General features: G+C 66.6%; 9 protein-coding genes. 4 read left to right on the forward strand and 5 right to left on the reverse strand.

The window, feature by feature from the left end:
• The first annotated feature begins 66 nt into the window (after positions 1 to 66).
• Positions 67 to 816, forward strand: coding sequence for a peptidoglycan editing factor PgeF (gene pgeF / locus ACQGNJ_RS07485; protein WP_426688608.1), 750 nt, complete (start codon positions 67 to 69; stop codon positions 814 to 816).
• On the opposite strand, the gene otsA is transcribed toward pgeF, so the two are convergent.
• From otsA to otsB, 3 genes are read right to left on the reverse strand one after another with little or no spacing between them, the layout of a single operon-like run.
• Entirely contained in the window at positions 807 to 2,195 is a 1,389-nt protein-coding gene (otsA, locus tag ACQGNJ_RS07490) for an alpha,alpha-trehalose-phosphate synthase (UDP-forming) (protein WP_426688609.1), read from the reverse strand. The genes pgeF and otsA overlap by 10 nt on opposite strands.
• Positions 2,195 to 3,997: a glycoside hydrolase family 15 protein gene (locus ACQGNJ_RS07495; protein WP_426688610.1), complete on the reverse strand. Its 1,803-nt coding sequence runs from the start codon at positions 3,995 to 3,997 to the stop codon at positions 2,195 to 2,197. The genes otsA and ACQGNJ_RS07495 overlap by 1 nt, the downstream gene beginning before the upstream one ends.
• Positions 3,960 to 4,769 carry a trehalose-phosphatase gene (gene otsB / locus ACQGNJ_RS07500; protein ID WP_426688611.1) on the reverse strand — a complete coding sequence of 270 codons (810 nt, stop codon included), beginning with the start codon at positions 4,767 to 4,769 and terminating at the stop codon, positions 3,960 to 3,962. The genes ACQGNJ_RS07495 and otsB overlap by 38 nt, the downstream gene beginning before the upstream one ends.
• Positions 4,770 to 4,945: 176 nt before the next feature.
• Between otsB and clpB the strand changes: the two genes are divergently transcribed.
• A complete protein-coding gene (gene clpB, locus ACQGNJ_RS07505; RefSeq protein ID WP_426688612.1) occupies positions 4,946 to 7,537 on the forward strand; it encodes an ATP-dependent chaperone ClpB in 2,592 nt (863 codons plus the stop codon).
• A 109-nt stretch (positions 7,538 to 7,646) separates the two neighbouring features.
• Here clpB and ACQGNJ_RS07510 read toward each other — a convergent pair whose 3' ends face one another.
• Both ACQGNJ_RS07510 and ACQGNJ_RS07515 read right to left on the reverse strand, forming a co-directional pair.
• Positions 7,647 to 8,378, reverse strand: a complete 732-nt coding sequence (locus ACQGNJ_RS07510; RefSeq protein ID WP_426688613.1) for a CsgG/HfaB family protein — start codon at positions 8,376 to 8,378, stop codon at positions 7,647 to 7,649.
• 474 nt (positions 8,379 to 8,852) lie between these two features.
• Positions 8,853 to 11,336, reverse strand: a complete 2,484-nt coding sequence (locus tag ACQGNJ_RS07515; RefSeq protein ID WP_426688614.1) for a TonB-dependent receptor plug domain-containing protein — start codon at positions 11,334 to 11,336, stop codon at positions 8,853 to 8,855.
• Positions 11,337 to 11,616: 280 nt separating this feature from the next.
• On the opposite strand from ACQGNJ_RS07515, the gene ACQGNJ_RS07520 reads away from it, so the two are divergent.
• Entirely contained in the window at positions 11,617 to 11,943 is a 327-nt protein-coding gene (locus ACQGNJ_RS07520; protein WP_426688615.1) for an FmdB family zinc ribbon protein, read from the forward strand.
• A gap of 104 nt (positions 11,944 to 12,047) precedes the next feature.
• On the forward strand, positions 12,048 to 12,623 hold the full coding sequence (locus ACQGNJ_RS07525; protein WP_426688651.1) for a DUF3011 domain-containing protein: 576 nt from the start codon (positions 12,048 to 12,050) through the stop codon (positions 12,621 to 12,623).
• Positions 12,624 to 12,698 lie beyond the last annotated feature (75 nt).

Here is a 12,698-nt window from a genome sequence, read left to right on the forward strand (position 1 = left end):
TGGAGCGGGAGGCGGAAACCACGAGTGTGCGATGCTTTGTGTTCCGCGTTTCCCGTTCCCGAGCCCATGACCGAAAGCTGGATCTTCCCCGACTGGCCCGCGCCATCGCAGGTACATGCCGCCGTCACCACGCGACTGGGCCCTGGCGTTTCGGCGCCGCCGTTCGAGCGTTTCAACCTCGGCCTGCGCAGTCGTGACGCCACGGATGCGGTGATTGCCAACCGCAGCGCGTTGCAGCAGGCACTGCGCCTGCCGGCGGAGCCGCGCTGGCTGCATCAGGTACACGGCAGCGAAGTGGCCGAACTCGGCCCCCTGCCCAGCAGCAACGAGCCGCAAGCCGACGCCGCGATCTCGCATATTCCGGGCACCGTGCTGTCGATCCTTACCGCCGACTGCCTGCCGGTGCTGTTCTGCGCCGCCGACGGCAGCGAGATCGGTGCCGCGCACGCGGGCTGGCGCGGTCTGGCCGGCGGCGTGCTGGAAGCCACGCTGAGCCAGATGATGGCGGCGCCGGGGCGGGTGCTGGCCTGGCTGGGCCCGTGCATCGGCGCGGCCTCCTACGAGGTGGGCGAGGAGGTGCGCGCGGCCTTCGTCGACCATGATGCGGCAGCGGCGGAATGTTTCGTCGCCACTCGCCCCGGCCACTGGCGCTGCGATCTGGCCGGACTGGCACGACAGCGGCTGGCGAAGCTCGGCGTGACCCGGATCCATGGCGGTGGCTTCGACACCCTGGCCGACCCGCGCTTCTATTCGTACCGCCGCGATGGCGCCGACAGCGGCCGCTTCGCCAGCCTGATCTGGCTGGATCAGGACTGAGCGCGCAGCGTCTGCAGGAAGTTGCTGCGCCATTGCGTGATGTCGTTCTTCTGCAGCGTGTCCATCATCGATCGCCAGCGTTCACGGCGTTCGGCCAGCGGCATGTTCAATGCGGTCTGCAGCGCGTCGGCGACTTCCTCGGTGTCGGCCGGATTCACCAGCAGCGCTTCGCTGAGTTCGAACGCGGCGCCGGCGAAACGCGACAGCACCAGCACGCCCGGATCCGCCGGGTCCTGGCAGGCCACGTACTCCTTGGCCACCAGGTTCATGCCGTCGCGCAATGGCGTCACCAGGCCCACCCGCGCGCTGCGGTAGTAGCCGGTCAGCAGCCGGTGCGCGAACGACTTGTTGATGTAGCGGATCGGCGCCCAGTCCGGCGTGGCGTACTTGCCGTTGATGTGGCCGGCACTGCGCTCCAGCTCGCGGCGGATCTGGCGGTATTCCAGCACCGCGCCGCGCGAGGGCGGCGCGATCTGCAGGAAGGTGACCTGGCGATGCAGCTCCGGCGCATGCTCCAGCAGGCGCGCATAGGCCTGGAAGCGTTCCGGCAGGCCCTTGGAGTAATCCAGGCGATCGACCCCGATGATCAGCGAGCGGCCTTCGAGGCTGGTGCGCAGCTGGCCGATTTCCTTGAGCGATGCGGCGCTGCGGGCCGCGTCGGCGATGCCCGCCGTATCGATGCTGATCGGAAAAGCCGCAGCGCGGAACAGTCGCCCGTTGGCGGCGCGCATGCGCCCGCCCAGGCGCATCGCGGCCCCGGCCTCGTGCAGGAAATAGTCTTCCAGAGCGCGCAGGTCACGTGCCGTGTGCACGCCCACCAGGTCATAGCTGGCCAGCGTTTCCAACAGCTCGCGGTGATTGGGCAGCGCGATGAGCAGGCCGGCGGCGGGCAACGGCGTATGCAGGAAAAAGCCGATGCGGTTTTTCACGCCGCGCTTGCGCAGCATCGCCGCCAGCGGAATCAGATGGTAGTCATGGATCCAGAGGGTGTCGTCGGGGCTGATCAGCTGGCACAGCCGGTCGGCGAAGATCTCGTTGACGCGCAGATAGCCGTCCAGATGGCTGCGCTGATAGTCGACCAGGTCGGGCCGGTAGTGCAGCATCGGCCACAGCGTGCCATTGGCGAAACCGGTGTAGAAGTCGTCGTGGTCTGCGCGCGACAGGTCGACGGTGGCGTAGTCGACCTTGCCATCGTGCACCTGGTGCAGCTCCGCCGCGGTGTCCGCGCCAATCCTGCCGCTCCAGCCGAACCACAGCCCGCCGCGCTCGCGCAGCGCCGCCTGCAGCGCCGAGGCCAGGCCGCCGGCCGCGGTCTGGCGCGGCAGCGCGACCCGGTTGGACACCACTACCAGGCGGCCCGCGCGCTTCGCCGCGGTCATCACAGCGCCTCCTCCCAGCGTCGCGACAGCCGCATGGCGGCCTGGATCAGGCCGACCAGCGAGTAGGTCTGCGGATAGTTGCCCCAATGCTCGCCGCTGGCCGGGGCGATGTCCTCGGACAGCAGGCCCAGCGCGTTGCGCTGCTTCAGCATGTGCTCGAACATGGCCCGCGCGCGTTCCTTGCGGCCGGTGGCGGCCAGCGCCTCGATATACCAGAAGGTGCAGATGTTGAAGCTGGTCTCCGGGGCGCCGAAGTCATCCGGTGCGATATAGCGGAACAGGTAGTCGCCGCGGCCCAGCGCCAGCCCGATCGCATCGACGGTGGCGACAAAGCGTGGGTCATCCGCTTCGAGAAAGCCGATGTCGGCCAGCAGCAGCAGGCTCGCGTCCAGGTGCTCGCCATCGTAGGCGTCGACGAAATGGCCGAGCTTTTCGTTCCACGCGCGCGCCTCGATGCGCGCATGCAGTTGCACCGCCTGCTCGTGCCAGTAACGCGCGCGGTCGTCCAGGCCCAGCTCGGTGGCGATGTGCGCGAGGCGATCGCAGGCGGCCCAGCACATTGCGGCGGAATAGGTGTGGATGGCGGCGCGGCCACGGAACTCCCACAGGCCGGCATCGGTCTGCTCGGCCATGCGCAGCGCCATCGCACCCATGTGCTCCAGCCGACGGAACGTCACCTCGTCGCCGCGATGCTGCAGCCGGCGATCGAAGAAGAGCTGCGCCGAAGCCAGCACCACCGAGCCGTACACGTCGTTCTGGCGTTGGCGCCAGGCGTCGTTGCCGACCCGCACCGGGCCCATGCCGCGGTAGCCGGCAAGGCTGTCCACCCGGCGTTCGGTCAGTTCGTCCTCGAAGGTGATGCCGAACACCGGGCCCAGCTCGCCCTCACTGCGAGGCGCGATCAGATTGAAGGTGTAACGGATGTATTCCTCCATCGATCGCGTGGCACCCAGCCGGTTGAGCGCGCGCACGGTGAAGGCGGCGTCGCGCAGCCAGCAATAGCGGTAATCCCAGTTGCGCGCGCTGCCGGCCGATTCGGGGATCGAGGTGGTGAGCGCGGCGACGATCGCGCCGGTGGCCTCGTACTGGCACAGCTTCAGCGTGATCGCCGCGCGGATCACCGCCTCCTGCCACTCGTAGGGAATCGACAGGTAGCGCACCCATTCGCGCCAGTAATCCAGCGTGCGCTCCAGCGCCAGGTGGGTGAAGTCGGCCACGTTGTCGGCCAGGGTTTCATCCGGACCGAAGACGAAGTGCGCCGGCCGGTCCAGTCCGAACGGCAGCTGGCGCTCGATCATTGGCGGCGCCACGTCGGTAGTCAGACGCTGCACCACGTCGCTGAGCAGGTAGCGGATGTGGTTGCTGCCGGAGGTTGTTTGCGGCATTCGTGCGCCGTAGTCGCACAACGGCCGCAGGCGGACGCGAATGCGCGGTGATCCGGCGATCGGCGCCACCCGGCGCACCAGCATTTCCGGATGGTAGAGGCGCCCATGCGTGCGATGCCGGGGCGCAAAATCGGTGATCTCGATGGCGCCGCCATGGCGGTCGAACAATCGCGTCACCAGCACGGCGGTATTGGCCAGGTAGAACTGCTCGACGTGGTCGAAGTCCTCCAGTTCGATCGTCCAGTCGCCGCCGTCGATTCCTGGCGAGAGCAGGTTGCAGAAGCTGGCATCGGCGTCGAAGCGTGGCAGGCAGCACCAGACAATGCGTGCATGCGGGTCGATCAGGGCGGCAACGCTGCCGTTGCCGATCACGCCGAGCTCAAGGCTGGCGCAGGCCTCCGTCGGGAAGTCGGGCATGGGTAAGGACTCCGTGCGTCAATGCGTCCAGGACGCGGGTCAACCAGGCCTCCGTCGCAGCGGGGTCGGGCAGGGTGAAGTGGGCCGCGCTCGGCTCGCGATCGCCGACGCGGATGCTGATCCCCTGCCGCTGGTTGACCGCGGCAAAGGCATGTTCGTCAGTGAGGTCGTCGCCCAGATAGACCGGCACGCGACCGGCGAACGGCTCGTGCTGCAGCAGTTCCCGCACGGCCTGGCCCTTGTCCATGCCGGCCGGCTTGAACTCCAGCACCTGGTTGCCTGGCTGCAACTCGTAGCCGGGCAGGCGCGTTACCAGAGCGGCAGCGGCTTCGCGCAGGCGGTCGAGCTGATCCGGTGACTGCCGGCAGTGCAGCGCGACGGCCAGCTGCTTGTTCTCGACTTGCACGCCCTCGAAACGCGCGGCCAGCGCCAGCGCCTCGCGGTGCATGCGCGCCTGCTGCATCTGCGGCACGGTGAGGCGGCGAAAGCCGCCATGGGCATGGCGCAGTTCCAGCCCGTGCATGCCTATGGCGGCCCAGCGCGGGCGGGCAAATATCCGGTCGAGGTCGTCAATCTCGCGCCCGCTGACCAGCGCCATGGCGCCTGCCGTCGCCCGATGCAGCGCGTGCAACAGGGCCAGCAGTCCATGACTCACCCGCACCGCGTGCGGATCGTCTACGAAGTCGAGCAGGGTACCGTCGACATCGAGAAGCAAGGCCCAGGTGGCGCCGGTGCAGGGCAATGCAGGGGCAGGCAGCGGAAGGCGTGACATGGAAGGGACGGGTTGTGCAATGGACATCACGGTCACCGTAGCAGGGTGAATGTGAAGAGTCGGCCATGCCGGCAGTGGTGCCGGCATGCCTCTCGCCGACTTGAATCGCGTCGAGCCGACCGCATTTTCGGCTGAGTGGCGGATGCACCGTCAAACCGGCTTCGGGGGTCATCGACATGCGGATGGACAAACTCACTTCGCGGTTCCAGCAGGCGCTGGCCGACGCGCAATCACTGGCCGTGGGTCGCGACAACAACATGCTCGAGCCGGCCCACGTGATGGCGGCCCTGCTCGATCAGCAGGGCGGCTCGACGGCGCCGTTGCTGACCCAGGCGCAGGTCAATGTGCCGGCCCTGCGGCAACGTGTCGCGGGCATGCTCGACGCGCTGCCGCGGGTCAGCGGCCAGGAAGGCAACATCAACCTCGGCAACGATCTCAATCGTCTGCTCAACCTCACCGACAAGCTCGCCCAGCAGCGCGGCGACCAGTTCATCGCCAGCGAGCTGTTCGTGCTGGCCGCACTGGATGACAAGGGCGAACTCGGCGCCGCGTTGAAGGCGGCCGGGGCGACGAAGCCGAATCTCGAGGCCGCGATCGACAAGCTGCGCGGCGGCGAGAAGGTGCAGAGCGAGAACGCCGAGGAGCAGCGCCAGGCGCTGGAGAAATACTGCATCGATCTCACCGAGCGCGCCGAGAAGGGCAAGCTCGATCCGGTGATCGGTCGCGACGAGGAAATTCGCCGCACCATCCAGGTGCTGCAGCGGCGCACCAAGAACAACCCGGTATTGATCGGCGAACCTGGCGTGGGCAAGACCGCGATCGTCGAAGGGCTGGCCCAGCGCATCATCAAGGGCGAGGTGCCCGAGGGTCTGCGCGATCGCCGCTTGCTGGCGCTGGACATGGGCGCACTGATCGCCGGCGCGAAATTCCGCGGCGAGTTCGAGGAGCGCCTGAAGGCGGTGCTCAGCGACCTGGCCAAGCAGGAAGGCCGGGTGATCCTGTTCATCGACGAGCTGCACACCATGGTCGGTGCCGGCAAGGCGGACGGCGCGATGGACGCGGGCAACATGCTCAAGCCGGCGCTGGCGCGCGGTGAGTTGCACTGCATCGGCGCCACCACGCTGGACGAATACCGCAAGTACATCGAGAAGGATGCCGCGCTGGAACGCCGTTTCCAGAAGATCTTCGTGGGCGAGCCCAGCGTGGAGGACACCATCGCGATCCTGCGCGGGCTGAAGGAACGTTACGCGGTGCATCACGGCGTGGAGATCACCGACCCGGCGATCGTCGCCGCGGCCACGCTGTCACATCGCTATATCCCCGACCGCCAGCTGCCGGACAAGGCGATCGACCTGATGGACGAAGCCGCCTCGCGCATCCGCATGGAGATCGACTCCAAGCCGGAGGAACTCGATCGGCTGGAGCGTCGGCTGATCCAGCTGAAGATCCAGCGCGAGATGCTGAAGAAGGAAAAGGACAGCGAGTCGAAGCAGCGCCTGGTCGATCTGGAAACCGACGTCGACAAGCTTGAGCGCGAGTTCTCCGATCTGAACGAAATCTGGAAATCCGAGAAGGCTGCATTGCAGGGCACGACCAAGGTCAAGGAGCAGATCGAAGCGGCGCGCCTGGAGTTGGAGACTGCCCAGCGCGGTCAGGATTACGCCCGCATGAGCGAGATCCAGTATGGCCAGCTGCCGGAACTGGAAAAGCAGCTGGCCGCGGCGCAGGCCGCCGAGCAGCAGGATTTCAAGTTGTTGCAGGACAAGGTCACCGCCGAGGAGATCGCCGAAGTGGTGAGCCGCTGGACCGGCATCCCGGTCAGCAAGATGCTCGAGGGCGAACGCGAGAAACTGCTGCACATGGAAGACCAGTTGCACAAGCGCGTGGTCGGCCAGGACGAGGCCGTGCATGCGGTCTCCGACGCGATCCGTCGTTCGCGCGCCGGGCTGTCCGACCCGAACCGGCCGAACGGCTCGTTCCTGTTCCTCGGCCCCACCGGCGTGGGCAAGACCGAATTGTGCAAGGCGCTGGCCGAATTCATGTTCGACACCACCGACGCGATGGTGCGCATCGACATGAGCGAGTTCATGGAGAAGCACTCCGTCTCGCGCCTGGTCGGTGCGCCCCCCGGCTACGTGGGTTACGAGGAGGGCGGTTACCTGACCGAGGCGGTACGCCGGCGGCCGTACAGCGTGATCCTGCTGGATGAGGTCGAGAAGGCGCATCCGGACGTGTTCAACATCCTGCTTCAGGTGCTCGACGATGGCCGTCTGACCGACGGCCAGGGCCGCACCGTGGACTTCCGCAACACGGTGATCGTGATGACCTCGAACCTGGGCTCGCAGATGATCCAGGACGCCGCGGAAAACGGCGGCGACGCGGAGGAGCAGTACACCCAGATGAAGGCTTCGGTGATGGGCGTGGTGCAGGCGCACTTCCGCCCCGAGTTCATCAACCGGCTCGATGAAATCGTGGTGTTCCGTCCGTTGGACAAGACGCAGATCCGCGCCATCGCGAAGATCCAGCTGCAGTATCTGGAGCGGCGGCTGGCCGAGCGTCAGCTGAAGCTCGACATCGCTGACGAGGCGCTGGCCCTGCTTGGCAACGTGGGCTTTGATCCGGTGTACGGTGCGCGGCCATTGAAGCGGGCGATCCAGCAGCAGCTGGAGAATCCGCTGGCGAAACAGATCCTCGAAGGGCGTTTCCAGTCGGGTGATACGGTGACGGTCGCCGCCGAGGGCGGACAGCTGGTGTTTCGCAAGTCCTGATGCGGCGCCGGCAGTCCGGCTCCGCCTGAACGAAACAGGGCCATCCTTGCCGGATGGCCCTGCGGTTTGAGCGATGCTGCCTCTGACCCGGCGCAGCTTTCGCCCGGGCTCACTCGAGGTCGAGCACCTTCTTGTCGTTGTCGCGGCGGCGCTGTTCCTTCTGCTGGTAGCGGGCCTCGCAGCCGTCGCGCTTGACCATCACGCAATCCAGGTAGTCGGTGGCCTCGATCAGCGCCGCGCGTACGGCCTTGCTGGCCGGCGTCTTCTTCGAGTGGCCGAAGTCACCGCCGACGCCGTGGGTGAAGCCGCTCAGACTGACCCCGCCGCCGGAACTGTTGCCCTCGACCGTGCGTGAATACACCACCTCGGAAGTTTCCGCGTCGATCACCCGCAGATCGATCGCCACATAGGCCTGGGACTTGCCGCCGCCCACGCGGAAGCCCGCGATGTTGAGGCCGCCGCCCGTCTTGGACGTGTCCTCGGTGTAAGCGGCAACGCTGCCGGTGACCAGGTACTGGGCGCCGGTGATGTTGCCGGTGTGCGGCGTGCTGCCGGGACGCATGCGCGAGGAGGCGGCCAGATCCTGCTCGGCCAGCACGGCATCGATTTTCTGGCGTTCGATCACCTTGAAGTCGCCGGTGGCGCTCAATTCGTTGCTGAGCACGTCGGCCAGCTGGTTGCCGACGTCGCCATTCCACCAGTTCGCGGAACTGGTCTGGTTGGTGAAGTCGATCACGGCGACGGTCATGGTCGGCGCTTCGCGGGCTACGCTGGCCGCACTTGCGGTCAGCGCGAAGGCCAGGGTTGCGCCCAGCAGGCGTGTACGGTTTGCGAGTTTCATCAAGTCCCCTCCGGTTAATGGCGTGATGCTGTCCCGATCGATGGCCGATGCCGCGGCAGACGCAAGAGCGCGGCGTCAAGCCGGGGTGCATCTCCGGATCCCCCTGGATTCCGGATGACGAGTGTCGCTGGCGGCGTGGGCGTTTGGCCGTCGCGCGATCACGCCGGATGCTGGTCGTGCGGGATTGGCGTTGTCAAGTGATCCATGGTCGGGCAGGAACCGCTGCACCCGGCGGCCATGTGCGGCGATTATCCTGGGCGGTCCGCAGACAGGCTGTCGGTGCTGGCGGCAGGTCCTGTAAGGCAAATCCGTCAAGGCCTGGCGGCGAGGACGACACCGTGCCGGCCGGGCTGCAGCGGTCGCCGGCAACCCTGCCGATGCGCTGGAGCCCCGGGCAACCGATCAGCGCGCCGGGAAAGCACAAGCCCCGGTCGGGCCGGGGCTTGTGCGTGTTGCCGGGATGGTGCCTGCCCTTTACTGCCAGCTGTAGCGGACCTTGCCGTAGACGTAGGCGCCGTTGTAGCCGAATGGCGAGAAGGTCGAGTAGGGCAGGGTGCCGTTGTTGCTGTTGTTGGCGATGTTCTTGTCGGGATGGGTGTCGAGCGCATTGTCGGCGCCCACCGAGAAGGTCCAGTCATTCAGATGGTAATTCACCGCCAGATCAAGCACCCACTTGGGCGTGAAGGTCTGATCAATCACCGGTGGGGTCGCATTCGGGTTGTAGGAGGCCAGACTGCTGACGTAATTGGTGTAGCGGCCATAGCGGGTCAGGGTGCCGGTCACGCCCCAGTTGCCCACGTCGTACTGCTCGCTGAGGATGAGCTTGCTGCGCGGGCTCGAGTTGGCCAGGTAGCCCTGGATGTCCTGGCGGTTCAGGCGGACGAAATTGACGCCCAGATTGTTCAGTACCGCCGGGTTGGGTTTGACGCTGGTGACGACATTCTGGTTGTAGTTGGCGCTCAGCGTGGTGGCGAGGGTGCCTGCATTGCCGAGGTCGGCCAGATAGCTGCCCACGAAGTCGACGCCGCGCGTTCGGGTGTCCGCCGCATTGGTGAAGTAGTTGACGCTGCTGTAGCCAAGGTTGTTGATGCCGTTGGCCGCCAGATAGCTCACCACCGACGGCGTGGTGGTCGAGATCGCGCCCGACAGCGCGATGCGGTCCTTGATGTTGATCTGATAGACATCAAGGCTGAGGGTCAGTGCATCGGTTGGGCTCCACACCGTGCCCAGGGTGAAGTTCTTCGACTTCTCCGGCTTGAGCGACTGGGCGCCGAGCAACTGGGCAATCTGGCTGCCAACGGGAACCAGTCCGCGGTTGTAGATGCCCGCTGGCAGGCCCGGCAGGCTGCCGGCGCTGTAGAACAGCGACGAGATCTGCGAGAAATACTCCTGGCCCAGCGAGGGTGCGCGGAAACCGGTCGAGGCGCTGCCGCGGATGGCAAAGCTGTCGGTGAAGTCGAAGCGCCCCGACAGTGATCCGGAGGTCGTGTTGCCGAAATCGCTGTAATGCTCATGCCGCACGGCGGCCGCGACGCCGAGCCGATCGGTCAGGTTGGTCTCCAGGTCCAGGTAGGCGGCGACGTCATGGCGCGAGGCGTCGACCGCGTTGGCCGGCTGCCAGCCGGCGAAGCCCTGCGCGCCGCCCGAGACGCCCGAGGTGCCCACATACCAGGAGGGCAGCGAGCCGGCGTCGATGCCATAGGTCTGGCGCAGATATTGCGCACCGAATGCCACGGTCAGCGAATTGGGCAGCCAGCCGGTGGTGACGTCCTTGGCGATATCCAGATCGACGCTCTGTTGCGCGGCGCTGAGGATGCCGTCGCTGAACACGCTTGGCGCGCTGCCGAAGTCGTGCAGATAGGCGTAGTTGGTGCTGTTTCGGGTTTCATAGGAAACGCGGTTGCGACCGTAGTTGCCGCTCAGGTCCCAGCGCCAGCCATCGACCTTGCCGCGCAGGCCAGCCACCAGGGTCGCGTCGGTGGAGTCGGCATGTTCGAGCGGCAGGAAGCCGTCGGGATAGACCTGGCCAATCAGCGCATTGTTCGGCTTGGGTGAATTGATGCCGTAGCGGAAGAATGCCGGCGACGTACTCTGGCGGCGACCGTAGTGGCCGAAGGTGTAGAGCTCGACATCAGGAGTGAGGTTGTACTGCGCATTGAGCAGAAGATTGGTGTCGTGGACGTCGGGATCGCCCTGGCGGAAGTTCACCCCCAGGTGCGGGAAGCCGGCGCGGGTGTCCGGCCCGGCGCGATTGGTGTGGTCCTGGTTGCCGCTTTGCAGGGTGAGGCGCAGCCAGCCCTGGTCGCCGCCCAGGGGAATGCCGAAGTTGGCCGCACCCTGCCACTGCCGGCCGTCACCCGCCGAATATTGGCCGCCGGAAATGGAGACGTCGCCCCCCTTGGCGCCCTGCTTCAGGATGATGTTGATGACGCCGGCGATCGCGTCGGAGCCGTACTGCGCGGACGCACCGTCGCGCAACACCTCGATGTGGTCGATGGCCGCCATCGGGATGGTGTTGAGATCCACCGGCTGCGAGCCGCGCCCGATCACGCCGTTGTTGAGCAGGATGGCGCCGGGGTGCCAGCGCTTGCCATTCACCAGCACCAGCACCTGATCCGGCGACAGTCCGCGCAACTGGGCCGGACGCTGCGTGTCCGCCGAGTCGGCAGCGGCCGGGCGCGGGAAATTCAGCGAGGGGATGATGCGCGCCAGCGCCGTGGACAGCTCGCTGGTGCCGGTTTGCTGCAACACCTTGGCCGAGACCACGTCGATCGGGGTCAGCGAGCTGCTCTCCGTCCGGCTGTCGGAACGCGTGCCGGTGACGATCACGGCGCTGAGGTCGCGAGCCTTGGCCGGCGCCGGCGTTGGCGTCTCTTGCGCCGCGGCATTGCCAGCCAGTGCAAGCCATACCGCGGCCGGTAGCCATGCCGGCGTGATCGTACGGGAACGTTTGCTCATTTGATTCTCCGGATAGGGGTTGTTGCATTGCAGCAGCCACAGACTAGTGATGTGAAAATCATCCGTCAATAGACGTTTAGACGTCCAAATGTGAAGGCACTGCCCATGCTGCTATCGGCGTGCCACTTGCCCGCGATGGGGCCGCGCTCTGCTTCCGTCTTCGAGGCTACTCCCGCGTCGCGTCCGTGGCCATGCTCCGGCCGGCACGTTGAAATCCGCCGCGGCGCGCCGATAATGGCCGATTGCCGGCCTCGTGCCGGCCTGGTCTTCCGGAGCCTCCATGCCCATCTACGAATTCGAATGCAGTCACTGCGGTCATCGTTTCGATCGCCTGCAGAAGTTGTCCGATACCGATCCGACGGTCTGTCCGGCTTGCGACACCTCCAGCCTGCGCCGGCGGGTGAGTGCGCCATCGTTCCGGCTGGCCGGCAGCGGCTGGTATGAGACCGATTTCAAGAAGGACGGCGACAAGAAGCGCAACCTGGTCGACGCGAGCCCTGCCGAGGCCAGGCCCGCGGCGAGCGAATCCGCGCCTGCCGCCGCGACTCCCGCCCCGGCCCCCAGCCCCGCCCCTGCGGCGGGAGGGACCGGAAGCGGCGGAAGCTGAACCGTCGGAACGCGCCGCAGGTTCATGCGTTGCGGCGCAAGATATGCTGACTTCCAGGAGGACGGCGATCGTGCCGCCTCCGTTGCCAGCGAGGAGTCAGCATGATGCGTGCGATCAGCGGATGGACCAGTGGAATCATCGTTGGGGGACTGCTGGGCAGTCTGCTCGCCGTCGCACCACCGGTGCGCGCGCAATCGGACGCGCCGGTGCGCTGCGTAAGCAAGGATGGCCATTATTCCCGTTGCTCAGTGCCGTGGCGGCGAGTCGAGTTGTACAAGCAGGAGTCCAAGGGCGACTGCATCGAGGGACAAAGCTGGGGCATGGACCACGGCACCCTGTGGGTCGACCGGGGCTGTCGCGGTCTGTTCGGCCCGGCTGACCGCGGTGGCTATGGCAACGGCAACGGCTATGGCAATGGTCATGGCCGTGGTCATGGCAGCCCGCAGGGTGGCTGGCAGCCCGGCCCCGACTGGAATCGCCGGATCAGCCTGCAGTGCGACAGCAACAAGAAGAAGTACCAGATGTGCCAGGTCGACGTGGGCCGCAACGGCAGCGTGCGACTGGGGCGGCAGCTCTCCGATGCCCGCTGCACCGAGGGCTACAGCTGGGGCTGGAACCGCGCCGGCGTCTGGGTGGCGCATGGTTGCCGCGGCCAGTTCCTGGTCGATCGGCGCTGGTAAGCCGCAGGCGGGCCGGCGTGGTCGGGCGCGGCCGGTCCGCCTCCGCGCATGGCAGTGGTAAACTTGGCGGTCTTT

The organism is Rhodanobacter ginsengiterrae (assembly GCF_050026815.1).
GTDB classification, from domain to species: domain Bacteria; phylum Pseudomonadota; class Gammaproteobacteria; order Xanthomonadales; family Rhodanobacteraceae; genus Rhodanobacter; species Rhodanobacter ginsengiterrae.

Coding starts and splice junctions, on each gene's coding strand:
- clpB (WP_426688612.1), top strand. CDS start 4,946: ATGCGGATGGACAAACTCACTTCGCGGTTCCAGCAGGCGCTGGCCGAC.
- ACQGNJ_RS07515 (WP_426688614.1), bottom strand. CDS start 11,336: ATGAGCAAACGTTCCCGTACGATCACGCCGGCATGGCTACCGGCCGCG.
- pgeF (WP_426688608.1), top strand. CDS start 67: ATGACCGAAAGCTGGATCTTCCCCGACTGGCCCGCGCCATCGCAGGTA.
- ACQGNJ_RS07495 (WP_426688610.1), bottom strand. CDS start 3,997: ATGCCCGACTTCCCGACGGAGGCCTGCGCCAGCCTTGAGCTCGGCGTG.
- ACQGNJ_RS07525 (WP_426688651.1), top strand. CDS start 12,048: ATGCGTGCGATCAGCGGATGGACCAGTGGAATCATCGTTGGGGGACTG.
- otsA (WP_426688609.1), bottom strand. CDS start 2,195: ATGACCGCGGCGAAGCGCGCGGGCCGCCTGGTAGTGGTGTCCAACCGG.
- otsB (WP_426688611.1), bottom strand. CDS start 4,769: ATGTCACGCCTTCCGCTGCCTGCCCCTGCATTGCCCTGCACCGGCGCC.
- ACQGNJ_RS07520 (WP_426688615.1), top strand. CDS start 11,617: ATGCCCATCTACGAATTCGAATGCAGTCACTGCGGTCATCGTTTCGAT.
- ACQGNJ_RS07510 (WP_426688613.1), bottom strand. CDS start 8,378: ATGAAACTCGCAAACCGTACACGCCTGCTGGGCGCAACCCTGGCCTTC.